The organism is Pseudomonas sp. TS_SC_3, assembly GCF_056156225.1.
This window is the reverse complement of sequence record NZ_CM149586.1, coordinates 1,454,058-1,477,551: the sequence shown is the minus strand read 5'-3', so window position 1 is coordinate 1,477,551 and position 23,494 is coordinate 1,454,058. Positions and strand designations below refer to the sequence as shown.

Annotated in this window: 24 protein-coding genes and 2 tRNA genes; 12 read left to right on the top strand and 14 right to left on the bottom strand. The window is 56.7% G+C overall.

All coding sequences use genetic code 11. From position 1 onward, the window contains the following. Window positions 1–11: 11 nt before the first annotated feature. The 5 genes from AC0J6G_RS07235 to AC0J6G_RS07215 form a co-directional block, all read right to left on the bottom strand. Window positions 12–87, bottom strand: a tRNA-Gly gene (locus tag AC0J6G_RS07235). A 67-nt stretch (window positions 88–154) separates the two neighbouring features. Next, window positions 155–715: a CDP-diacylglycerol--glycerol-3-phosphate 3-phosphatidyltransferase gene (pgsA, locus tag AC0J6G_RS07230; RefSeq protein ID WP_475252635.1), complete on the bottom strand. Its 561-nt coding sequence runs from the start codon at window positions 713–715 to the stop codon at window positions 155–157. A gap of 33 nt (window positions 716–748) precedes the next feature. Continuing rightward, the gene (uvrC, locus tag AC0J6G_RS07225) at window positions 749–2,590 is read right to left on the bottom strand and encodes an excinuclease ABC subunit UvrC (protein WP_475252633.1); all 1,842 of its coding nucleotides are present in this window, start codon (window positions 2,588–2,590) and stop codon (window positions 749–751) included. After that, the gene (gacA, locus tag AC0J6G_RS07220; protein WP_475252631.1) at window positions 2,577–3,221 is read right to left on the bottom strand and encodes a response regulator transcription factor GacA; all 645 of its coding nucleotides are present in this window, start codon (window positions 3,219–3,221) and stop codon (window positions 2,577–2,579) included. Before gacA ends, uvrC begins: the two co-directional genes overlap by 14 nt. A gap of 340 nt (window positions 3,222–3,561) precedes the next feature. Continuing rightward, window positions 3,562–3,649: transfer RNA gene (locus AC0J6G_RS07215), tRNA-Ser, on the bottom strand. Window positions 3,650–3,884: 235 nt separating this feature from the next. On the opposite strand from AC0J6G_RS07215, the gene AC0J6G_RS07210 reads away from it, so the two are divergent. From AC0J6G_RS07210 to AC0J6G_RS07180, 7 genes are all read left to right on the top strand, one after another. Continuing rightward, window positions 3,885–4,553 (top strand): Bax inhibitor-1/YccA family protein, encoded by a 669-nt coding sequence (locus tag AC0J6G_RS07210; RefSeq protein ID WP_475252629.1) that lies wholly within the window; start codon window positions 3,885–3,887, stop codon window positions 4,551–4,553. A 181-nt stretch (window positions 4,554–4,734) separates the two neighbouring features. Next, window positions 4,735–5,127 (top strand): sulfurtransferase complex subunit TusD, encoded by a 393-nt coding sequence (gene tusD, locus AC0J6G_RS07205; RefSeq protein WP_475252627.1) that lies wholly within the window; start codon window positions 4,735–4,737, stop codon window positions 5,125–5,127. Between the two features lies 1 nt (window position 5,128). Next, window positions 5,129–5,488: a sulfurtransferase complex subunit TusC gene (gene tusC / locus AC0J6G_RS07200; RefSeq protein WP_475252625.1), complete on the top strand. Its 360-nt coding sequence runs from the start codon at window positions 5,129–5,131 to the stop codon at window positions 5,486–5,488. Continuing rightward, on the top strand, window positions 5,488–5,787 hold the full coding sequence (tusB, locus tag AC0J6G_RS07195) for a sulfurtransferase complex subunit TusB (RefSeq protein WP_475252623.1): 300 nt from the start codon (window positions 5,488–5,490) through the stop codon (window positions 5,785–5,787). The genes tusC and tusB overlap by 1 nt, the downstream gene beginning before the upstream one ends. Beyond that, window positions 5,784–6,119, top strand: coding sequence for a TusE/DsrC/DsvC family sulfur relay protein (locus AC0J6G_RS07190; protein WP_475252621.1), 336 nt, complete (start codon window positions 5,784–5,786; stop codon window positions 6,117–6,119). The genes tusB and AC0J6G_RS07190 overlap by 4 nt, the downstream gene beginning before the upstream one ends. Continuing rightward, entirely contained in the window at window positions 6,116–7,099 is a 984-nt protein-coding gene (locus AC0J6G_RS07185) for a glycosyl transferase family protein (protein ID WP_475252619.1), read from the top strand. The genes AC0J6G_RS07190 and AC0J6G_RS07185 overlap by 4 nt, the downstream gene beginning before the upstream one ends. A gap of 84 nt (window positions 7,100–7,183) precedes the next feature. Then, complete coding sequence (locus AC0J6G_RS07180; protein ID WP_475252617.1) at window positions 7,184–8,182, top strand: glutathione S-transferase family protein; 999 nt, start codon at window positions 7,184–7,186, stop codon at window positions 8,180–8,182. A gap of 43 nt (window positions 8,183–8,225) precedes the next feature. Here the strand turns inward: AC0J6G_RS07180 and cysG are convergent, their stop codons facing one another. From cysG to ftsK, 6 genes are all read right to left on the bottom strand, one after another. Continuing rightward, complete coding sequence (gene cysG / locus AC0J6G_RS07175; RefSeq protein ID WP_475252615.1) at window positions 8,226–9,620, bottom strand: siroheme synthase CysG; 1,395 nt, start codon at window positions 9,618–9,620, stop codon at window positions 8,226–8,228. 72 nt (window positions 9,621–9,692) lie between these two features. After that, entirely contained in the window at window positions 9,693–10,973 is a 1,281-nt protein-coding gene (serS, locus tag AC0J6G_RS07170) for a serine--tRNA ligase (RefSeq protein WP_475252613.1), read from the bottom strand. A 113-nt stretch (window positions 10,974–11,086) separates the two neighbouring features. After that, entirely contained in the window at window positions 11,087–11,467 is a 381-nt protein-coding gene (crcB, locus tag AC0J6G_RS07165) for a fluoride efflux transporter CrcB (protein WP_475252611.1), read from the bottom strand. Further along, on the bottom strand, window positions 11,464–12,789 hold the full coding sequence (locus tag AC0J6G_RS07160; RefSeq protein ID WP_475252609.1) for a replication-associated recombination protein A: 1,326 nt from the start codon (window positions 12,787–12,789) through the stop codon (window positions 11,464–11,466). The genes crcB and AC0J6G_RS07160 overlap by 4 nt, the downstream gene beginning before the upstream one ends. A 33-nt stretch (window positions 12,790–12,822) precedes the next feature. Further along, window positions 12,823–13,449: an outer membrane lipoprotein periplasmic chaperone LolA gene (gene lolA / locus AC0J6G_RS07155; protein ID WP_475252607.1), complete on the bottom strand. Its 627-nt coding sequence runs from the start codon at window positions 13,447–13,449 to the stop codon at window positions 12,823–12,825. A 28-nt stretch (window positions 13,450–13,477) separates the two neighbouring features. Then, window positions 13,478–15,883, bottom strand: coding sequence for a DNA translocase FtsK (gene ftsK, locus AC0J6G_RS07150; RefSeq protein ID WP_475252605.1), 2,406 nt, complete (start codon window positions 15,881–15,883; stop codon window positions 13,478–13,480). 232 nt (window positions 15,884–16,115) lie between these two features. Between ftsK and trxB the strand changes: the two genes are divergently transcribed. The 4 genes from trxB to infA all read left to right on the top strand — a co-directional run bounded on the left by trxB (window position 16,116) and on the right by infA (window position 18,892). Then, window positions 16,116–17,066 (top strand): thioredoxin-disulfide reductase, encoded by a 951-nt coding sequence (trxB, locus tag AC0J6G_RS07145; RefSeq protein ID WP_475252603.1) that lies wholly within the window; start codon window positions 16,116–16,118, stop codon window positions 17,064–17,066. A gap of 63 nt (window positions 17,067–17,129) precedes the next feature. Further along, window positions 17,130–17,810, top strand: a complete 681-nt coding sequence (aat, locus tag AC0J6G_RS07140; protein ID WP_475252601.1) for a leucyl/phenylalanyl-tRNA--protein transferase — start codon at window positions 17,130–17,132, stop codon at window positions 17,808–17,810. Between the two features lie 55 nt (window positions 17,811–17,865). Further along, window positions 17,866–18,573 carry an arginyltransferase gene (locus AC0J6G_RS07135; protein ID WP_475252599.1) on the top strand — a complete coding sequence of 236 codons (708 nt, stop codon included), beginning with the start codon at window positions 17,866–17,868 and terminating at the stop codon, window positions 18,571–18,573. Window positions 18,574–18,673: 100 nt separating this feature from the next. Further along, window positions 18,674–18,892: a translation initiation factor IF-1 gene (infA, locus tag AC0J6G_RS07130; protein WP_002553999.1), complete on the top strand. Its 219-nt coding sequence runs from the start codon at window positions 18,674–18,676 to the stop codon at window positions 18,890–18,892. 98 nt (window positions 18,893–18,990) lie between these two features. Here infA and clpA read toward each other — a convergent pair whose 3' ends face one another. After that, window positions 18,991–21,261, bottom strand: coding sequence for an ATP-dependent Clp protease ATP-binding subunit ClpA (gene clpA, locus AC0J6G_RS07125; protein ID WP_475252597.1), 2,271 nt, complete (start codon window positions 21,259–21,261; stop codon window positions 18,991–18,993). Window positions 21,262–21,290: 29 nt separating this feature from the next. Next, on the bottom strand, window positions 21,291–21,653 hold the full coding sequence (gene clpS / locus AC0J6G_RS07120) for an ATP-dependent Clp protease adapter ClpS (protein WP_475252595.1): 363 nt from the start codon (window positions 21,651–21,653) through the stop codon (window positions 21,291–21,293). A 227-nt stretch (window positions 21,654–21,880) separates the two neighbouring features. Here clpS and cspD point away from each other — a divergent pair, with 227 nt between their 5' ends. Then, window positions 21,881–22,144 (top strand): cold shock domain-containing protein CspD, encoded by a 264-nt coding sequence (cspD, locus tag AC0J6G_RS07115; RefSeq protein ID WP_475252593.1) that lies wholly within the window; start codon window positions 21,881–21,883, stop codon window positions 22,142–22,144. Window positions 22,145–22,217: 73 nt separating this feature from the next. On the opposite strand, the gene icd is transcribed toward cspD, so the two are convergent. After that, on the bottom strand, window positions 22,218–23,474 hold the full coding sequence (gene icd / locus AC0J6G_RS07110) for an NADP-dependent isocitrate dehydrogenase (protein ID WP_475252591.1): 1,257 nt from the start codon (window positions 23,472–23,474) through the stop codon (window positions 22,218–22,220). Window positions 23,475–23,494: the final 20 nt, after the last annotated feature.

The following is a 23,494-nucleotide window of genomic DNA, read 5'->3' as shown; positions in this document are numbered from 1 at the left end:
ACTACTGAATATGGAGCGGGAAACGAGACTCGAACTCGCGACCCCGACCTTGGCAAGGTCGTGCTCTACCAACTGAGCTATTCCCGCTTGTCGTACTGACGGGCTGCATTCTATATCTTCAGCGCTGTCCGTCAACCCCTTGATTCAAAAAAGTTTATTTCTTTTCGGCAGTAATCCGCAGGTGCGGCCATGCAGCTAGCAGGTACTGCACCATCGACCACAAGGTAAGCACCGCGGCGATGATCAACAACGCATAGCCAAATACGACCCAAGCGGTAAAAGTCGGCGGATTAGCCAACAAAACCACCAGGGCAACCATTTGTGCAGCGGTTTTCCACTTAGCCAGTTTTGATACTGCAACGTGTGCGCGGGCGCCAAGTTCTGCCATCCATTCGCGCAAAGCAGACACCACGATCTCACGACCGATGATGATTGCGGCAGACAAGGTCAGCCAGAGGTTGGAGTGCTCGTCCACCAACAATACCAGAGCAACAGCCACCATCAGTTTATCGGCAACAGGATCGAGGAATGCGCCAAAAGGCGTGCTCTGCTCCCAGCGCCGGGCGAGGTAACCGTCCAACCAATCAGTGGCAGCGGCAATTGAGAACACTGCACTGGCCGCCCAATAGCTCCAGCTAAAGGGCAGATAGAACATCAGAATAAAAACCGGTATCAGTAAGACACGGAGAACGGTAAGCAGGTTGGGGATATTCATCGACACAACTTGGCGGTAAAGAGAGCCGGCATTCTACTCACTGTGCAGGGCTGCATAAATCAACTCAGCGAGTTTTTTACTAATGCCAGGTGCTTTGGCGATTTCTTCGATGCTGGCGCGCGACAGTTCTTGCAGCCCGCCGAAGTGATTGAGCAGTTCGCGGCGGCGTTTGGGGCCGACGCCCGCGACCTCCTCAAGCGTTGAGGTACGGCGAGTTTTGCCACGGCGGGCACGGTGCCCAGTAATGGCGAAGCGGTGCGACTCATCGCGGATCTGCTGAATTAAATGCAAGGCCGGCGAATTACCCGGCAGGGTGAATTCATGCGCAGCGTCATTTAGATACAAGGTTTCCAGGCCAGGCTTACGGGTCGCCCCCTTGGCCACACCGAGCAAAATCAGGTCTGGCACCGCCAGCTCGTCAAGTACTTCGCGGGCCATGGCCAACTGACCTTTACCGCCGTCGACCAGCAGAATATCCGGCAGTTTGCCTTCGCCATCCTTGATCTTACTGAAGCGCCGCATCAGCGCTTGATGCATGGCGGCGTAATCATCGCCTGGCGTTATGCCCTCGATGTTGTAACGCCGATAATCAGACTTGAGCGGGCCTTCCGGGCCGAATACCACGCAAGAGGCCACGGTTGCTTCGCCGCTGGAATGGCTGATATCGAAACACTCAAGTCGTTGCGGCACCTCATCCATATCCAGCGCCTGAGCTAGGGCATCAAAGCGTGCGGCAACGTGCTGCCGATTAGCCAGGCGCGCCGCCAGGGCCTGCTCGGCATTGGTTACGGCAAGCTGCTGCCAGCGGGCACGAGTGCCACGCACGCGGTAGCTGATGCTCAGTTCACGACCGCGCAGTTCATCAATAGCGGCGATCAGCGTGGGGAAATCTTCGTGCTGCGCATTGACGATCAGCTCGCTCGGCAGGTCGCGCTCTTGACTGCTCAAGTAATACTGCGCCAGGAAAGCCAGCAATACGCCACTGCTCTCCTCTTCGATGGCGACCTGCGGGAAGAAGTTCTTGCTGCCGAGCACGCGACCACCGCGCACGCTGATCAGGTGCACGCATGCACCGCCAGGGTTGACCATGGCCGCAACAACGTCCACATCCCCCGTACCACCCTCCATGCTCTGCTGATCCTGCACCCGGCGCAGCAGCGATATCTGATCACGCAGCGCGGCAGCACGCTCGAAGTCGAGTGCCATGGCGGCGGCCTGCATACCGCTGGACAACTCATCGGTCAGGGCATTGCTGCGGCCTTCTAGAAACATGACCGAATGACGAACGTCATCGGCGTATTCAGCTGGATCAACCAGGCCGACACACGGGGCTTTGCAGCGCTTGATTTGATACTGCAGGCAGGGTCGCGTGCGGTTCTTATAGAAACTGTCTTCGCACTGCCGCACCAGAAAGGTCTTTTGCAGCAGGTTGAGGCTTTCACGAATAGCCCCGGCACTGGGATAAGGACCGAAGTAGCGGCCTTTGAGTTTTTTTGCGCCGCGATGAATGCCCAGCCGCGGGAACGCACCGTCAGAAAGCAGCACGTAGGGGTAGGACTTATCGTCGCGCAGCAGAATATTGTAGGGCGGACGCCATTCCTTGATGAGCGTCTGCTCAAGCAGCAGCGCCTCTGTCTCGTTGGCAGTAATGGTGGTTTCGATCTGCGCGATCTTGGCCACCAGCGCGGCTGTTTTAGGAGCCAGTCCGGTTTGTCTGAAGTAACTGGCCAGACGCTTTTTGAGGTTTTTAGCCTTGCCCACATAAAGCAGTTTGGCCTCCGCATCGAACATGCGGTAAACGCCAGGACGACCACTGCAGGTGGAGAGGAATGCGCTTGAGTCGAAAGTCACGGGGCTGTCGTCAGTTGCTGGCATCAATCATGCCGTGGCGCACAGCCAGCAGGGCCAGCTCAACATCGCTGGAGATCGAAAGTTTTTCAAAGATGCGATAACGGTAGGTGTTCACGGTTTTCGGCGACAGGCACAACTTGTCTGAAATCGACTGCACCTTCTGGCAGCCCGCAATCATCAAGGCGATCTGTATTTCGCGCTCGGACAGCAGATCGAAAGGCGAATTACTGCTCTGCGGCTGGAATGACTTGAGCGCGAGCTGCTGGGCAATCTGTGGGCTTATGTAGCGTTGCCCGTTGAACACCATGCGAATGGCCCTAACCATCTCTTCCAGCGCCGCGCCTTTGGTTAGGTAGCCGGCCGCGCCGGCTTGCAGCAAGCGTGTAGGAAACGGATCTTCTTCGCAGGCTGTTACAGCAACCACCTTAAGGGCTGGATGGCTGCGAATTAGCTTGCGCGTGGCCTCAAGACCGCCAATACCCGGCATCTTAATGTCCATTAAAACAACATCGGGCTTAAGCTCGCGGGCTTTCTGCAGGGATTCTTCGCCTGATTCGGCTTGACCCACTACCTGCAAACCGTCGATGTCTGACAGCATGCGAGAAATACCGGTACGTACCAGGTCATGGTCATCAACAACGAGCACCCTGATCATGCATCACCCCGGCTTACGTCAGCCGCTAAGGATTGCGGACTTGGTTGGAATGTCAAAAAGTGTACTAAATCCCAGCACGCCGCATAAGCGTCAAAATGCAAACGCCAATAAACGTGTGCAGACGATGCTGATCATCGGGGTGTGCCACCGTCGCTTCTATCTAACAGGCCGCTACACCATCTACCCGCACCTCGAACATCAGGGTCAGAAGGCCACTTTGAGCTAGCAAGCTGCGGGAAAGTGCTGTCGCAGCGTACGGAAAAAGTGCACAAAAGCGGGAAAAAAATAAGCGCATGAAAAAAGGGCTAGGTTTTCACCTAGCCCTTTCAATAATTCTCGGCGGGAAACCAGGGATTCGAACCCTGGGAACGCTATTAACGTTCGCCGGTTTTCAAGACCGGTGCATTCAACCACTCTGCCAATTTCCCGTTACTTCCGTGATGCGTACTGCAGCAACTCTTCAGAACTCGAACCTGCTGAGGTTCTTTTTTCACGCTGTAGACTGTTTAACCAAACCGCCTGTAGCGCTTACTGCGATTGCGGGCAGCATATTACCCGAACGCAACACGCTGTCAAACTCTACGTGTTGGCACTTTATCGGCCTCTGCTATGATCGACCCTGATCTTGGTCACAGAACCATCAGCAATTACAGGAGTGTCGCCATGAACGAACACAATTATGCACTTGACCATAGCCAGGTTGAGCAGCAGGAAGTTAGCCGCGTTTTGCGTAATACCTATGGCCTACTGGCCATTACGCTGGCGTTCAGCGGCTTGGTGGCCTACCTCGCGCAGCGCGCCAACGTGCCTTACCCGAATATTTTCGTGGTGCTGATTGGCTTTTACGGGCTGTTTTTCCTTACGGCCAAGCTGCGTAATACGGCCTGGGGCCTGGTATCGACCCTCGCGCTGACAGGTTTCATGGGCTACACCCTTGGTCCGATCCTCAACCGCTACATGGGCATGGCCAACGGTGCTGAAGTCGTCAGCTCAGCTTTCGCCATGACTGCATTGGTTTTCTGCGGCTTGTCGGCCTATGTGCTGACCACCCGTAAAGACATGAGCTTCCTCAGTGGTTTTATCACTGCAGGCTTCTTTGTGTTGCTGGGTGCGATGGTTGCTGGCTTCTTCTTTCAGATCAGTGGCCTGCAACTCGCCATTAGCGCGGGCTTCGTCCTGTTCTCCTCGGCTTGCATCCTGTTCCAAACCAGCGCCATTATTCATGGCGGCGAGCGCAACTACATCATGGCAACCATTAGCCTGTATGTATCGATCTACAACCTGTTCATCAGCCTGCTGCAGATTTTCGGCATCATGGGCAGCAACGACTGAGTGTACTGCTGCGAAAAGCCCGCTTCGGCGGGCTTTTTTATGCGTGCCATATGTCGCAGGTACTCTACGGGCCGCCTCTGCGCGATACCCAAAATAACTCACGGTCATTTTTTATACCTGCTGCGCGCATCTTGGCAGCTCAGGCTTTATCATTCCGGCAAATCGGCTTACCGGGTTTGCTATGAAGTTCGCTATCGCCCTCCTATCCCCGCCCCACGCGCCCTCATCGCGCCGTGCCTTACGCTTTGCGCAAGCTGCATTGGCGGACGGCCATGAAATTGTGCGTGTGTTCTTCTATCAAGATGGGGTGCACAGCGCGTCGAGCAATGTGGTTGTCGCGCAGGATGAAGTTGACCTGCCCCACGAGTGGCGTGGACTTGTGCAGGCGCATCAGTTAGACGGCGTGGTGTGTATTGCCGCCGCGTTGCGCCGCGGTGTGCTGGATGCCGATGAGGCGCAGCGCTATTCGCGCTCAGCAGCCAACCTTGATGCGCCCTGGGCACTTTCCGGGCTTGGTCAGTTGCATGAGGCTGCGCAGCTAGCCGATCGTTTAGTGTGTTTCGGAGGGCCTTGAGGTGGCTAAGTCACTGCTGATAATCAGCCGCCAAGCTCCCTGGGCCGGCCCTGGTGCGCGGGAAGCACTGGACATCGCTCTGGCCGGCGGCGCCTTTGACCTGCCGATTGGCATGCTGTTTCTCGATGATGGCGTGTTTCAACTGAACGCCGCACAACAGCCTGCCACGCTGCAGCAGAAGGACCTCAGCGCCAACCTGCAAGCATTGCCAATGTTTGGCGTGGAGGCGCTCTATGTTTCACAGCGCAGCCTTGACGAACGCGGCCTCCAAGGGCAGCCCAGCAGCCTCGTGACCGAGCGACTGAACGATGCTCAACTCCGCGCGCTGATTGACCGCTACGACCAGGTGATTACGCTCTGATGGCTACCTTACACGTACTCTCGCACTCCCCCTTTACCGACAGCCGGCTAAGCACTTGCCTGCGCCTACTCGGCAGCCAGGACGGCTTGCTGCTGTGCGGTGACGCGGTATACGCATTGCAGGCGGGCAGCGCTCAGCGCCAGGCGCTTGAGCTAATGCCAGAAGCCATTGCGCTGTATGCCCTCGATGAGGATGTGCAGGCCCGCGCCCTTGACTGGCCTGCACGCCTGAACCTGGTGGATTACCCAGGTTTTGTTGCACTCAGCTGCCAATACGACAAGGTAAACACCTGGCTATGACCACGCTGAATGTTGATGACCGCAGCCTGGCGCTGGACAAGGACGGTTATCTGCTCAACCTGGCCGATTGGTCCGAAGCTACCGCGCAGGTTCTTGCGCAAAGTGAAGGCATCAGCCTGAGCGCTGAGCACTGGGAAATTCTCTGGCTGGTGCGCAGTTTTTACGACGAGTTTCAGTTGTCGCCAGCCAACCGCCCGTTGATCAAATTTATTGCCCTGAAGATTGGCCCTGAGAAAGGCAATAGCCTGCATCTCAATCGCCTGTTCAATGGCGCTCCCGCCAAACTCGCCGCCAAGCTGGCGGGCCTGCCCAAGCCGAGCAATTGCCTATGAACCTCGTGCCCCCGCCGGAACATCCCTTCGCGCAATTTGTGCGCATCCTTGGCAAAGGTAAGCGTGGCGCGCGCAATCTGACCCGCGAAGAAGCCCGCGCAGCGATGGGCATGCTCCTTGATGGTTTGACCGAGGAAAGTCAGCTGGGCGCGTTTCTGATGTTGCTGCGGCACAAAGAAGAGAGCGCCGAAGAAATGGCCGGCTTTGCGCAAGCGGTGCGCGAGCGATTGCAGGCACCGGCAATCCCGGTAGACCTGGACTGGCCAAGCTATGCCGGCAAAAAACGTCACCTGCCGTGGTTTTTGCTGGCAGCCAAGGCATTGGCCAATAGCGGTATTCGCATCTTGCTGCATGGCGGCGGCCCGCACACGACCGGGCGCCTGTACAGCGAACAGTTACTTGAAACACTGAGCATCCCGCTATGCCGTACGTGGGTCGATGTTGAGCACGCACTCAACCAACAGCAACTGGCGTTTTTTCCTTTGGGCGACTGGATGCCGCCGTTACAGCGGATGATTGATCTTCGCAACATCCTCGGCCTGCGCTCGCCAATCCACTCACTGGCACGCATCCTCAATCCACTGGCGGCGCGTTGCGGCCTGCAGAGCATTTTCCACCCCGGGTATCAGGCTGTGCACCGTGAGGCCAGCCAGTTGCTGGGGGATACCGCCATCGTGATCAAGGGCGAAGGCGGTGAAATCGAGATCAATCCGGACGCTGCCAGCCACCTATATGGCACCGCGAATGGTGAGAACTGGGATGAAGAGTGGCCAGCACGCTCAGCGTTGCGTCACGTCAAACCCGACGCGCTTGAGCCCGCTCATCTGCTTGCGTTTTGGCGCGGCGAGGTGGCCGATGATTACGGGCAACTGGCCGTAATTAGCTCCATGGCTCTGGCGTTACGCGGGCTGGGCCACAGCCGTGATGCCGCTTTTGCAGAAGCTGAGCGCTGCTGGGGTGGACGGAACGTATCGGATTGACCAATAGGTTGATGCGTCTTTTTGCACTTATCCAGGCTGTGCAGGTCGTTAGACTGAACCCTCACACGTGAAGGAGCCAGTTTTATGGGCCTGCTAGTAGACGGAAAATGGCGAGATAAATGGTACGACACCGGTGACACCGGTCACTTTCAGCGTGAAGACGCGCAACGCCGACACTGGATCACCCACAACGGTGCAGCCGGCCCCAGCGGCGAAGGTGGTTTTATTGCCGAATCAGGCCGCTACCACCTGTATGTTTCACTTGCCTGCCCTTGGGCGCACCGTACGCTGATCATGCGCGCGCTCAAAAGCCTGCAGCCGGTGATCGGGGTTTCGGTTGTCAGCTGGTTAATGCGCGACCAAGGCTGGACTTTCGACACAGCTCAGGGGGCCAGCGGCGATGCTTTAAACAACCTGACATACCTGCATCAGCGTTACACCGCCGACGATGCGCAATACAGCGGCCGGGTCACGGTGCCCCTGCTGTGGGACACACAGCGCGAACGTATCGTCAGTAATGAATCTGCCGACATCATTCGGATGTTCAATGGCGCCTTCAATACGCTAACCGGTAATCACCTGGATTTTTACCCTGAGCACCTGCGCCAACAGATCGATACCCTGAATGAGCGCATCTACACCGCCGTAAACAATGGGGTTTACCGTGCCGGCTTCGCCACGCGCCAGGCAGCTTATGAAGAGGCGTTTGATGAGCTGTTTCAGGCCCTCGATAGCCTAGACTCTCGCCTAGGCAACCGTCGTTACCTGGCTGGTGAGTACCTGACTGAAGCCGATATACGCTTGTTCACCACCCTGATTCGCTTCGATGCGGTCTACTACGGCCACTTCAAGTGCAACCTGCAGCGGCTGGAGGACTACCCTAATTTATCCAACTGGCTGCGTGAGCTGTATCAATGGCCAGGTGTTGCTGAGACTGTTGACTTCACCCACATCAAAAATCATTACTACGCCAGCCACGCCGCGATTAACCCAACGGGGATAATCCCCGCAGGGCCACGTTTAAACTTGGATCGGCCGCACGACCGTGAGCGCCTGCCAGGCAAAGGTATCTACCAAGGCTAAGCACGCCCTGGCCAAAGCTGGGGCGCAGGGCAGCTACCACCACTCAGTCGCGTTGAGCGGCGTCTTCAAACCACGCGAGTTTTTCGCGTAACTGCACCACACCGCCAACAATCACCAGGGTTGGCGCACGCACTTCATGCTCAGCCACCAACTCAGCCAGGTTGGCCAATGTGCCGGTAAACACCCGCTGGTTCTGTGTGGTGCCCTGCTGAATCAGCGCCGCCGGTGTTGTCGCGGCACGCCCGTGGGCGATCAGCTGCTGACAAATCATCGGCAGCCCCACCAGCCCCATGTAGAACACCAGGGTTTGGCTGGATGAAGTGAGTTCGTCCCACGGCAAATTGCTGCTGCCGTCCTTCAGATGCCCGGTTACAAAACGCACGGACTGCGCATGATCGCGGTGGGTTAAGGGAATGCCGGCATAAGCGGCGCAGCCAGAAGCGGCGGTGATGCCAGGCACCACCTGAAATGGAATGCCGTGAGCGGCCAGTTCTTCGATTTCTTCACCGCCGCGGCCAAAAATAAACGGATCGCCGCCCTTCAGGCGCAGCACACGCTTACCTTCTTTAGCCAGTGCAACGAGGCGCTGATTGATCTGATCCTGCGGCACGGCATGCTCAGCGCGCTGCTTACCGACATAGATACGCTCTGCATCGCGGCGGCACAGCTCGATAATCGCCGGGGCCACTAGGCGGTCATAGAGCACCACATCGGCCTGCTGCATCAGGCGCAACGCGCGGAAGGTCAATAGGTCTGGATCGCCCGGCCCGGCACCGACCAGATACACCTCGCCCAATGCACGCGGGGCAATCCCGGCAATTTTATCTTCAAGCAAGCGTTGACCTTCTTGCAGCTTGCCCGCGAACACGCTTTCAGCCACCTGCCCCTGAAACACATCTTCCCAAAACACGCGGCGCTGCTGCACATCAGGGAACAACCCTTTGACCTGAGCGCGAAAGCGCTTGGCCAAGCCCGCTAATTGGCCATAGGTTGCAGGAATCCAGGTTTCGATTTTGGCGCGGATCAGCCGTGCCAGAACCGGTGCATCACCGCCGCTGGTAATCGCCACAATTAACGGCGAGCGGTCGACGATGGCCGGGAAGATCACGCTGCACAGTTTCGGCGCATCCACCACATTGACGGGGATGCCCAAGGCTTGAGCTTCGGCTGAGATTTGCGCATTCAGCGGCTCGTCATCCGTCGCAGCAATGATCAGCGTTACCCCTTGCAGGTCGACCGACTGATAATCGCGCAGCAATACCTCGCCCTGGTTAGCTGCAGCCATTTCGCGCAATTCATCACGGATATCAGGGGCCACCACCCGCAATTTGGCACCGGCATCACTGAGTAAGCGCGCCTTGCGCACGGCGACTTCGCCGCCACCGACCACCAGTACCAGGCGATCCTGCAGTTTGTGGAACAGGGGCAGAAAATCCATCACGTACGCTCTCAATCGGGTAAACAAAACGGGGCGGCACTGGCCGCCCCGTCGCAGGTAACTGAAGCCGGCTTAGCCGATAACTTCGATACCGCCCATATAGGGCTTCAGCACGTCCGGCACGCGGATGCTGCCATCAGCCTGCTGGTAGTTCTCCAACACAGCTACCAGGGTGCGACCGACTGCCAGGCCGGACCCATTGAGGGTGTGCAGCAGCTCTGGTTTACCGGTTTCCGGATTGCGGTAGCGCGCCTGCATGCGGCGCGCCTGGAAGTCGCCGCAGTTGGAGCACGAGGAAATTTCGCGGTATTTGTCCTGGCTCGGCACCCAAACTTCAAGGTCGTAGGTTTTAACCGCACCAAAGCCCATGTCGCCGGTGCACAGCGCCAATTTGCGGTACGGCAGCTCTAGCAGCTGCAGCACGCGCTCGGCGTTGCCGGTGAGGCTCTCCAGCGCGTCAAAGGACTGGCTCGGCTCGACAATTTGCACCATCTCAACCTTGTCGAACTGGTGCTGGCGGATCATCCCACGGGTATCACGGCCGGAGGCGCCCGCTTCACTGCGAAAGCACGGGGTATGTGCAACAAGCTTCAGTGGCAGCTGTTTCGGATCAAGGATTTCGCCTGCGACGATATTGGTCAGCGACACTTCGGCTGTCGGGATCAGGTACAGATCGGCTTCGCCTTCGCGGCTGATCTTGAATAGATCTTCTTCGAACTTGGGCAGCTGGCCGGTACCCTGCAGTGCCGGAGCCTGTACCAAATACGGCGTGTAGGCTTCTTCGTAGCCGTGCTCGCTGGTGTGCAGGTTGATCATAAATTGTGCCAGGGCGCGGTGCAGGCGGGCGATAGGGCCACGCAACAGGGCAAAGCGTGCGCCGGAGAGTTTGGCGGCGGTCTCGAAATCCAGCCAGCCGTGCTGCTCGCCAAGGGCAACGTGATCCTGAATCGGGAAATCAAAACTGCGCGGCGTGCCCCAGCGCGACACTTCAACGTTGCCGTCTTCGTCGGCGCCAACCGGTACTGACTCATGCGGCAGGTTAGGGATATTCAGCAGCAGGATGTCGAGTTCGCTCTGAATGGTATCGAGCTCGCGCTTGCCAGCCTCCAGATCGCTGCCCATCTGGTCCACTTCCGCCAGTAGCGGTGCGATGTCTTCTCCGCGCTGCTTGGCTTGGCCAATGGATTTGGAGCGGCTGTTGCGTTCAGCCTGCAGTTGCTCAGTGCGGGTCTGCACAGTTTTGCGCTGGGCTTCGAGCGCTTCGAAGCGGGCAACATCAAGGACAAAACCACGGGTGGCCAGGCGCTCGGCCACTTCATGGAGCTGGGTACGAACGAGTTTGGAATCAAGCATGTTCTGGTCTCAACACATCACAAGGGTTTTCATGGCCGCAGCCATGGCGCGCAATGCGGCGCAGTTTAAGGCTTTAACAGGGTTGGGTGCCACACCGCGCGCAGCCAGTGTGGTTACTGATAGAGGCGCGCCAGGGCAAAACCGCCCCAGACAGCGAGCACACCGCCGACCACGCTGCATAGCAGGTAGGCGAAGGCTTCATTGTGGCGGCCACTTTCAAACAGCTTGAGCAGTTCAAGACTGAACGATGAAAAAGTAGTGAAACCGCCGAGCAAGCCGATGATCAGGCCGCTACGTAACTCGATTGGCAGATCGCTGCGCAGCAGAAACAGGCCGGACAACAGGCCGATTAACAGGCAACCGACGATATTGACGGTGAACGTGCCCAAGTAGAAATGCCGAGGCCACTGCGCCACCAGCCAGCTGGCAGTCAGAAAACGCAGCACCGAGCCCAGCGCACCACCGAGCGCAACTGCCATGGCCACGCGAATCATGGTTTTCTCCGCTGGCGAGGGCTGTTGCGGTCTTGGTTTTGTAGGTGCTGCAACTTGTCGCGAATTTTCAGCTCAAGGCCACGCGGCACGGGTTGGTAATACTCGCGCGGCTCGAAACTCTCGGGAAAGTAATCCTCCCCCGCCGCATAGGCATCGGGTTCATCGTGGGCATAACGGTACTCGTCGCCATAGCCCAACTCTTTCATCAGTTTGGTTGGCGCATTGCGCAGGTGTAGCGGCACTTCTTGCGACCCATACTCGGCGGCATCGCGCTTAGCGGCGTTAAAAGCGTTGTACACGGCATTACTTTTCGGCGCGCAGGCTAGGTAGACAATCGCCTGGGCCACGGCCAACTCGCCCTCGGGGCTGCCCAGACGCTCCTGCACATCCCAGGCATTGAGGCACAGGGTCAGCGCGCGTGGGTCGGCATTACCGATGTCTTCACTGGCCATACGCACCACGCGCCGGGCGATATACAACGGGTCACAGCCGCCATCGAGCATGCGCGCAAACCAGTACAGCGCGCCATTCGGGCTGGAGCCGCGCACGGATTTATGCAGCGCCGATATTTGGTCGTAAAAGGCTTCGCCGCCTTTGTCAAAGCGCCGGCGGGTATCACCCAGCAGGTTGAGCAAAAGCTCACTGCCGATCTCGCTGCCGTCTTCAGCCAAATCAGCGGCGTTTTCCAGAAAGTTGAGTAAACGCCGGCCATCGCCATCCGCGGCGGCCTGGAGAATCTTAAAGCTGTCTTCCGGCAGGCTGAGCTGACGATCGCCCAGGCCCTTAGGATCGCTCAAAGCGCGATCGACCAGCTTGCGCAGGGCGTTCTCATCGAGGCTTTTCAGCACATACACGCGCGCCCGTGAAAGCAAAGCGTTGTTCAGTTCGAACGAGGGGTTTTCCGTGGTGGCGCCGATAAAGATCAGCGTGCCGTCTTCCACGTAGGGTAGGAAAGCGTCCTGCTGCGACTTATTGAAGCGATGCACTTCATCAACAAACAGAATGGTCTGCCGGCCGTATTGCGCGGCATGCTGCTGCGCCACTTCCACGGCCTGGCGAATTTCCTTCACCCCGGACAATACCGCTGAAATCGTCTCGAAATGCGCGTCGGATACCTGGGCCAACAACCGCGCCAAGGTGGTTTTACCCACACCAGGCGGGCCCCAGAAGATCATCGAATGCAGCGCGCCTTGCTCCAGCGCTTCACGCAGGGGTTTGCCCCGTGCCAGCAAATGTTCCTGGCCGACATACTCGTCCAGGCTGGCTGCACGTAAACGCGCGGCCAGGGGTTGAGCAACGGGGGCTTTGCGAAACAGATTCATGGCTGCGGTTTAACGCCTCTTGCTGGTGGGTACTTACTCTTGAATCACGTCCGCGCCAGCCGGAATCTCGAAGATGAACTGTGCATTATCTTGCGGCTCGTTCATCTTCACATTGAGAAACAGGATATTGGTGCGCTGACCAATGCTGTCGATCAACTGCATGTCGTTGAGAACTTTGTTGCGAAACGACAAACGCAGGCTGTCAAATAAGGTGTCCTTGGATTTCGGTTTGAGGATAAAGTCGACGACGTTGCCCGCTTCCTTGTGGCTGATCTCGAAGTTCTCACGAATCTTCGACACATCCCCGGAGAGCAACAGCGCTGGGGTGTGGGTCAAGCGCTGGTCAAGGGTCTGGATGGTTACTTGCTGCAGATCGGGGTCATACAACCACACTTTCTCACCGTTAGAGACAAGCAGCTGCTCCATCGGTGCGTCGGTGTGCCAGCGGAACAACCCAGGACGCTTGAGTACAAGCTCACCCGCCGTTTCTTGCAGCTGAGTACCACTGCCATCGAGGGTTAGCTGGGAAAACCGGGCGGTAATCGTTTGCGCCTGGTTAAGTAGCTCGGTCAAGCGCTGCACAGCAACCTCATCGTCAGCCATGGCGGCAGCGCTGGTAAAGCTCAGTACGGTCAGCAACAGCATGCGAATCAGGCGCATGGGACTCCTCATCAGTTAGGGCTGGGTATTAATCGCGAACGGGGCTCGGTGCTATGACCTCGCGAGATCCATTGGTGTTCATTGACGTCACTACGCCGGCCATCTCCATGGCCTCGATCATCCGCGCGGCGCGGTTATAACCAATCTTAAGCTTGCGCTGTACCGCAGAAATAGAAGCGCGACGGCTTTCCAACACGAAGTTGACGGCTTCGTCATAAAGCGCGTCGGATTCACTGCCCTCACCGCCGCCCTCGCCGCTGCCGCCCTCGAAGCCGCTACCCGCCTCTTCAGCGCCGTTGAGGATGTCATCGATATAGTCAGGTGTGCCGCGCTGCTTCCAGGCTTCAACCACACGATGAACTTCTTCATCAGAAACAAAGGCGCCGTGTACCCGGATCGGCAGACTGGTGCCTGGCGGCATGTAGAGCATGTCGCCGTGACCCAGCAGCTGTTCAGCGCCGCCCTGGTCGAGAATGGTTCGTGAGTCGATCTTGCTCGAAACCTGAAACGCCATACGCGTAGGGATGTTGGCTTTGATCAAACCGGTGATGACATCCACCGAGGGGCGTTGGGTCGCAAGAATCAGGTGAATACCTGCGGCACGGGCCTTTTGCGCAATGCGTGCTATCAGCTCTTCAACTTTCTTGCCGACAATCATCATCATGTCGGCAAATTCATCAACCACCACCACGATAGTGGGGAGTGGTTTCAGCAGTGGCGCCTCGTCCTGCATGCTCTCGCGTTTATACAGCGGGTCGGACAGCGGCTCACCGGCCTCGATGGCGTCATTCACCTTGCGGTTGAAGCCGGCCAGGTTACGCACCCCCATCTTCGACATCAGCTTGTAGCGGCGTTCCATCTCCGCTACCGACCAGCGCAAGGCATTAGCGGCCTCCTTCATGTCCGTGACCACCGGGCACAACAGGTGCGGAATACCTTCGTAGATCGACAGCTCGAGCATTTTCGGGTCGATCATGATCAAGCGCGCCTCTTCTGGCGTGGACTTGAATAGGATCGAGAGAATCATCGCGTTAACCCCGACCGACTTACCCGAGCCAGTGGTACCGGCCACCAGCAGGTGGGGCATCTTCGCCAGATCGGTGATCACCGGCTTGCCGCCGATGTCATGCCCGAGCGCTAGAGTGACGGGCGACTTGGCCTCATCGTACTCAGGCGACGACAACACTTCAGAGAAGCGCACGATCTGCCGATCTTCGTTGGGGATTTCAATGCCAACAGTGGTTTTACCCGGAATCACTTCCACCACTCGCACGCTGATGATCGCCATCGAGCGCGCCAGGTCTTTGGCCAAGCCAGAAATACGGCTGACCTTGATACCGGCCGCCGGCTGAATCTCAAAGCGTGTAATAACCGGGCCTGGATGAACGGATTCAACGATAACTTCAACACCAAACTCCTTGAGCTTGATCTCGAGCAGTCGCGACATGGCTTCCAAGTATTCGGGCGAGTATTTCTTTTGGACCTTTTCCGCCACATCGAGGATTGAAATCGGCGGCAAACTACCGGCCAGGCCATTGTCTTCGAACAAATTGACCTGCTTTTCTTTGAGTACACGCTTACTCGGCTCAGGCGCTTGGGGCATTGCGGGCTGCGCGATCACCGGTGCCGGGCGATTAACCCGCTCACTCATGTGCTTGCTTAGCGATTCTTCACGCGCAATCAGGCGCTCTTTGACTTTGGCCTGCTCGCGCCGATCCAGGGCAATCGGTGTGGACACTTCACTGACGCGCTCATCCACCTCACGCAACTGAGCCACCAACTGCTTGCGCTCAGCCCGCGCGTTCCACCAGCGGTTGGCTAGCCCCTGAATCAACTCGATTAAATCAAGGGTGATCTTCCCGGTCAGGTCCATCACCTTGAACCAGGAGAGGTCGGTGAAGACGGTCAAGCCAAAAAGAAACAGTGCGATTAATAAAAGCGTGCTGCCCTGTACGTTTAGCGCCGTGATCGCGAGCTGCCCCAGGCTTTCACCCAGCGCACCGCCGGCAGAGGCTGGCATGCTGGCACCAGCCTGAAAATGGATATACGCCAGCGCAGCGCCGGACAAAACCAAAAAGATCAGGCCAATCAACCGCCACGAGAACAGCCAACCGCTCCACTGCCAGGGCTGATGTCGTCCACGAAACACCTGTAGGGTTTTAACACCCAGCAGTAACGGGAATAGATAGGCGAAGTAGCCGAGCGCCATAAATAAAATATCGGCAAACCAAGCGCCGGCCCGGCCAGCGGCGTTCTGTACTTGCGCCACGTTGCTGGTGTGGGTCCAACCTGGATCGACTGGGTCGTAGGTAAGCAAAGCCATCCACAAATACAGGCAGAGTGCGCCTAAGCCAATTAGCGCGCCTTCTTTCAAACGAAAGGGCAGCTGCTGACGCCAGAGAGGGACTTGTGCGGTTGGGCTAGATTTCTTCAAAACGCATCTGTTCCTGCGCCAAGGGCGCCGAATAATTGATTAACAACAAAATATGTAGCAATTGTACGGGTTTAGCCAAGTGATGCCAGGCTCGGCACATTCGCTTACGCAGGCGTCAGCGGTTGACTCCCGCTCTTTGTCTGCTTCGGTGTAGCATATCGGCCAATATCTTCCGTGCGGCTCAATTGGAGCATGCATTCTCTTTTGTGACAAAGGCTTATGAGGTGTTTTTATGAGCGAAGTCAAGCATTCACGCTTGATCATCCTGGGCTCCGGCCCTGCCGGTTATAGCGCTGCCGTATACGCTGCCCGCGCCAACCTCAAGCCTGTAATCATTACCGGCATTCAACCCGGCGGTCAGCTGACAACCACGACTGAAGTGGATAACTGGCCAGGTGATGTGGAGGGTCTGACCGGCCCCGCATTGATGGAGCGCATGCAGAAACATGCAGAGCGTTTTGATACCGAGATTGTTTACGACCATATCCACACGGCAGAGTTGCAGTCGCGCCCTTTCACACTCAAAGGTGACAGTGGCACGTACACCTGCGACGCCCTGATCATCGCCACCGGGGCATCGGCGCAGTATCTGGGCCTGCCTTCGGAAGAGGCCTTTGCCGGCAAGGGTGTTTCAGCCTGCGCCACGTGCGATGGCTTTTTCTATCGCAACCAGGTTGTTGCAGTGATCGGTGGCGGTAATACCGCTGTCGAAGAGGCTCTGTATCTGTCGAATATCGCCAAGGAAGTTCACTTGGTGCATCGCCGCGACAAGCTTCGTGCAGAGAAAATCCTTCAAGACAAGCTGTTCGAGAAGGCCGCCAATGGCAATGTGGTCTTGCACTGGAACCATGCGTTGGAAGAAGTACTCGGCGACAACAGCGGTGTTACCGGTGCTCGCCTGAAAGACACTCAAAGTGGCGAGAGCAAAGACCTGCCGCTGGCAGGGGTATTTATTGCGATCGGGCACAAGCCCAATACCGAACTGTTCCAGGGTCAACTGGAAATGCGCGACGGCTACCTGCTGATCAAAGGCGGCAATGAAGGTAATGCGACTGCCACTAGCATTGGCGGTGTATTTGCCGCAGGCGACGTGGCCGACCATGTTTACCGCCAAGCCATTACCTCCGCGGGTGCAGGCTGCATGGCTGCGCTGGATGTCGAGAAATTCCTCGACGACAACTGAGTCCTAACAGGGCGAGCCGGTGGCCCGCCCTATCCTTCTCACCGTCCTGATACGGCCTTGCACATGCTCACGTGGCTGCAACGCGACTCGCTGGCTTTCCCCCCTCTTAATAAAGCCCTTCGCGAGCCTAATGGCCTGCTGGCGGCGGGCGGCGATTTAAGCCCTGAGCGCTTGATTGAGGCTTATCGGCACGGCTGCTTTCCGTGGTTTCAGGATGGCCAGCCGATTCTCTGGTGGTCGCCAGACCCACGCACCGTACTGCGACCTGACAAGCTGCACATCTCGCGCAGCCTCGCCAAGGTGCTACGCAAGGGCCAGTATCGAGTGACCTCTGACCAGGCGTTTGCCGATGTCATTCGCGCCTGCTCCGAGCCGCGCCGCTATGAAGCGCAAACCTGGATTACCAGCCCCATGCAGGAGGCCTACCTTGAGCTGCATCGGCGGGGTATCGCTCATTCGGTTGAGGTTTGGCACGAAAGCCAGCTGGTCGGCGGCCTTTACGGTCTGGCGATGGGGCAGCTGTTCTTTGGTGAATCGATGTTTAGCCGTGCGGATAATGCATCCAAAGTGGGGTTTGCCACTCTGGTTGAGCATTTGCGGAACTGGGGATTTGTCTTGATCGATTGCCAAATGCCAACTGAGCACCTGCTCAGCCTTGGGGCTGAGACAATTTCGCGCACGGAGTTTGCCCGCTACCTGAGCAATCACCTTGATCAGCCTAGCCAGGCCGAGTGGACCGCCTAGGCGAGTTGAAGCGCCTGGCTTACACTGCATTCAAGACCGATCACGAGAGTCGATCATGACTGAGCTGGCCCGCCTGAAGTTTTATGCCACTCAACCGCACCCTTGCAGCTATCTGCCCGACGAGCAGGCTACAACCCTGTTCCTCGACCCCAGCCAGCCTATGGATGCGGATGTTTACGCTGAGCTTTCGGAAATGGGTTTCCGCCGCAGCGGCGACCACCTCTACCGCCCTCATTGCCAGCGCTGTTCGGCCTGTCTTCCAGCGCGTATACCTGCTGCACAGTTCAGCCCAAGCCGCCAACAGCGTCGAATACTAAAACGTAACCAAGACATCCAGGTGCGTTTGGTGCGCCCAGCATTCACCGAAGAATATTACGCGCTGTACGTGCGCTACATCGAACAGCGCCATGCCGACGGCGATATGTATCCGCCAAGCCGTGAGCAATTTTCGACATTTCTGGTGCGCGATCTGGCTTTTTCGCGCTTTTATGAGTTCCGCGATGACAACCGCCTGCTGGCAATTGCCGTAACGGACGTTCTGCCCAATGGGTTATCGGCGGTTTACACCTTTTATGAGCCAAGCGAGGAACGGCGCAGCCTCGGGCGCTTTGCCATCCTCTGGCAAATTGCTGAAGCGCAGCGTCTGGGTCTGCATGCGGTCTACCTTGGCTACTGGATCAAGAGCTGTCGCAAGATGAGTTACAAGACTCAATACCGACCGATAGAACTGTTCATCAATCAGCGTTGGAGCTGTCTTGACTGAAGCCCTTGGCGCAAACAGCAAATTTCGGGCACAATGCACGCCGCTTTTGCCTGGCGCCAGTTGCACCGGGCCATTCATTGGATACCGAGGGCTTTACTGCATGTCGAAAGAAGACAGCTTCGAAATGGAAGGCACTGTCGTCGACACCCTGCCCAACACCATGTTTCGTGTGGAGTTGGAAAATGGGCACGTCGTTACTGCGCACATCTCCGGAAAGATGCGCAAAAATTACATCCGCATTCTGACTGGCGACAAAGTTCGCGTTGAACTTACGCCTTATGACTTGAGCAAGGGCCGCATTACTTACCGCGCCCGTTAACAGGCCAGCGAAACTTCGTTTCCTAGCATCTGTTACACCAAGCTCCAGTAAAAACGCCCGGCATTGCCGGGCGTTTTTGTGCGCGCAGTAAAACTGCGCTAGGCCATTTCCGCCGCGGTTTCGAAGTCGAAAGTCAATTCACCATTTTCGATATCGATATGCACTACACCACCATGATCAGCCAGCTCGCCAAACAGAATTTCTTCTGCCAGCGGCCGCTTGATCTTATCTTGGATCAAGCGCGCCATCGGCCGAGCCCCCATCTGCACGTCGTAACCGCTTTCCGCCAACCAGCTTCGCGCGGCATCGCTGACTTCCAGTGTGACGCGCTTATCCTCAAGCTGCGCCTGCAGTTCGGTGAGGAACTTGTCGACAATGCTTTTGATCACTTCATGGCTCAGGCGGCCGAACTGGATAATGGTATCCAGGCGGTTGCGGAACTCCGGCGTGAAGCTCTTCTTGATCACTTCCATGGCATCAGACGAGTGGTCCTGATGGGTAAAGCCAATGGATGCCCGCGCCGCAGTTTCGGCACCAGCGTTGGTGGTCATGATCACGATCACGTTGCGGAAGTCCGCCTTGCGGCCGTTGTTATCGGTCAGGGTGCCGTGATCCATGACCTGCAGCAGCAGGTTAAAGACTTCCGGGTGAGCCTTTTCGATTTCATCGAGCAGCAATACGCAGTGCGGCGTTTTCGTAATAGCCTCGGTTAGTAGACCCCCTTGGTCAAAGCCAACATAGCCCGGTGGTGCACCGATCAGGCGCGACACTGTGTGGCGCTCCATGTACTCAGACATGTCGAAACGAACCAGCTCAACACCCATTGCCTTGGCCAACTGACGGGCGGCTTCTGTTTTGCCAACACCCGTAGGGCCGGCAAACAGGAAGGAGCCTACCGGCTTGTCAGGCGCCTTGAGCCCTGCGCGTGACAGCTTGATCGCGGTCGATAGCGAGTCAATTGCAGCATCCTGACCAAACACCGTGAGCTTGAGGTCGCGCTCAAGATTGCGCAGCAGTTCTTTGTCGGAGCTGCTGACGTGTTTTGGCGGAATACGGGCAATCTTCGCCACGATGTCTTCGACCTGTGCGACGTCAATGCGTGTCAGGCGTTTTTCAAGCGGCTGCAAGCGCTGATAAGCACCGGCCTCATCGATTACATCAATAGCCTTATCCGGCATGTGGCGGTCATTGATATAGCGCGAAGCCAGCTCGGCAGCGGCGCGCAATGCTTCATCGCTATATTCAATGCTGTGATGCTGCTCGAAACGGCTTTTCAGGCCGCGCAAAATGCCAATGGTGTCTTCAACGGACGGCTCGACCACATCAACCTTCTGAAAGCGCCGCGCTAGCGCACGGTCTTTCTCGAAAATACCGCGGAACTCTTGGAACGTGGTTGAGCCTATGCAACGAATCTCCCCTGATGACAACATAGGTTTGAGAAGATTCGATGCATCCATCACGCCGCCAGAGGCCGCGCCAGCGCCAATGATGGTGTGGATTTCATCAATAAACAAAATGGCGTGCGGGCGCTTACGCAGCTCATTGAGCAGCGCCTTCAAGCGCTTCTCAAAGTCACCGCGGTATTTGGTGCCGGCCAGCAGTGCGCCGAGATCAAGCGAGTAGACCACGCTGTCCGCCAGAAGATCAGGCACTTGGTTGTCGACAATACGTTTCGCCAAACCTTCTGCGATGGCCGTTTTACCGACGCCAGCTTCACCAACCAGCAGCGGATTGTTTTTACGCCGGCGCGCCAGGATCTGCGCCACGCGCTCCACCTCAAACTCACGCCCAACCAGCGGATCGATACGACCCTGACGGGCCAACTCATTCAGGTTACTGGCATAAGCATCTAAAGGATTGCTGGAGCTAGTGGACTCCCCCCCTTCTTCGTCCTGATTTTCCTGCTCGGCTTCAGCATGACCGCCGTGGCCTGGAACCTTAGAAATGCCGTGAGCAATGAAATTAACCACATCAATGCGCGCGACGCTTTGCTGCTTCAGCAAAAATACTGCTTGGCTTTCCTGCTCGCTAAAAATCGCAACGAGGACGTTGGCGCCCGTCACTTCACGTTTGCCAGAACTCTGTACATGAAAAACCGCGCGCTGCAATACACGCTGAAAACCAAGCGTTGGCTGCGTCTCGCGCTCTTCATCATTATGGGGGATCAGCGGCGTGGTGGAGTCGATAAACTCCTGCAGGTCATTACGCAGCTTGTCTAGGTTGGCTGCGCACGCTCGCAATACGCTGGCGGCGGCCTCGTTATCTAAGAGGGCCAGTAACAAGTGTTCAACCGTCATGAATTCATGACGCTTGGTACGAGCCTCCTTGAAAGCCAGATTGAGGGTGACTTCGAGCTCTCGATTTAACATAGCTTCACCTCATGCCCAAGTGGCCGGCGTTAACCGTCCTTCTCTATTTCACAGAGTAGCGGATGCTGGCTCTCTCTCGCGTATTGATTCACCTGTGTTGCTTTGGTTTCAGCAATGTCGCGGGTAAACACACCACACACTGCCTGTCCTTCTGTATGAACGGCCAGCATAATTTTGGTTGCCTGTTCTCGATTCAGGCTGAAAAAAGCCTCGAGTACCTCGACCACGAAATCCATGGGCGTGTAGTCATCGTTAAACAGGATTACTTTGTACATAGGCGGCGCCTGCAAAGCAGGCTTGGACTCTTGAACAGCCACGCCAAAGGAGTCGTCCTCATGCTCTGCGGGACCACCCTGATTGAATGTTAGTCGAATCTGGCTACGTGCATGCATGCTGAATAGCTTCGTTGATGGGCGAATAGTCTGTGCGAGACAGAGTTTGAACGGCTTCTCAGCCACTTACAGCATTGCCTTGACTATCGGCAAAACGGTGTTACAAACAATGAATACCCTGTGCGGGTATCAAGGGCTCCACGGCCTGTACAGCTAGTAAACAGCAAGCCGTGGAATTGAGTTGGATGATACTCCAGTGATGGAGTCCTTTGCAGAGGGATATCAGCATGGTTAGCGGTAAGGTCAAGTGGTTCAACAACGCCAAAGGCTATGGGTTCATCCTGGCTGACGGTCGAGATGAGGACCTGTTCGCCCACTATTCGGCGATCCAAATGGACGGCTATAAAACGCTGAAGGCGGGTCAGGAGGTAAGCTTCGACATTATCCAGGGCCCCAAAGGACTCCACGCTATAAATATCAGTGCCGCTACTGTCGCCAGCGAAGCGCCCGCTGTGGTTACGCATGGTCAAGGCCTAACGGTTGAAGCCTGAATAGTCACACAAGCGGATAATCGCCCACAAAAAAGGCCGGTCATTTGACCGGCCTTTTTTGTTACTGGATAACTTACATGTGTGAAATCAGTGCGTCGCCGAATGCCGAGCAGGACAGCAGCTTGGCGCCGTCCATCAGACGCTCAAAATCATAGGTCACGGTCTTGGCCGAGATAGCGCCGTTGGTGCCTTTGATGATCAGGTCTGCCGCTTCAATCCAGCCCATGTGGCGCAGCATCATTTCAGCAGAAAGAATCAAAGAACCTGGGTTCACCTGGTCCTTGCCAGCGTACTTCGGAGCAGTACCGTGGGTGGCTTCGAACATGGCAATGGTGTCGGACAGGTTGGCGCCTGGCGCAATACCGATACCACCGACTTCAGCTGCCAGGGCGTCAGACAGGTAGTCGCCGTTTAGGTTCAGGGTGGCGATTACGTCGTACTCGGCCGGGCGCAGCAGAATCTGCTGCAGCATAGCGTCGGCGATGGCGTCTTTAACGATGACATTCTTGCCGTTTTTTGGGTTCTTGAACTGCATCCAAGGACCGCCGTCCAGCAGGGTCGCACCGAATTCTTCGGCAGCAATTTCGTAGGCCCACTCTTTGAAGGCACCTTCGGTGAACTTCATGATATTGCCTTTGTGCACGATGGTCAGCGAGTCGCGGTCGTTATCGACGACGTACTGCAACGCTTTACGTGCCAGGCGCTTTGTGCCTTCTTTGGATACCGGCTTAACGCCGATACCGCAATCCTGATCGAAGCGAATCTTGGTTACGCCCATTTCCTCTTTGAGGAACTTGATGACCTTGTTCGCTTCAGGCGAGCCGGCCTTCCACTCAATACCGGCATAAATGTCTTCGGAGTTCTCACGGAAGATGGTCATGTCGACATCACCGGGCTTCTTCACCGGGCTCGGCACACCCTCAAACCAGCGCACGGGCCGCAAACAAACGTACAGGTCAAGCTGCTGACGCAGTGCAACGTTCAGTGAGCGAATACCGCCGCCAACAGGCGTGGTCAGTGGGCCTTTGATAGACACGACGTAATCTTTGACCGCGTCCAAGGTTTCCTGAGGCAACCATGTGTCTTGATCGTAAACCTGAGTGGCTTTCTCGCCGGCATAAACCTCCATCCAGGAGATTTTACGCTGGCCGCCGTAGGCTTTTTGGACGGCAGCATCAACGACCTTGATCATCACCGGACTGATATCAACGCCGATGCCATCGCCTTCGATAAAAGGGATGATTGGATTATTCGGTACGTTCAGAGATGTATCGGCATTGACAGTGATTTTGTCACCGCTTGCTGGCACCTGGATCTTTTGATATCCCATGCTGGACTCCGTCTTGTGGT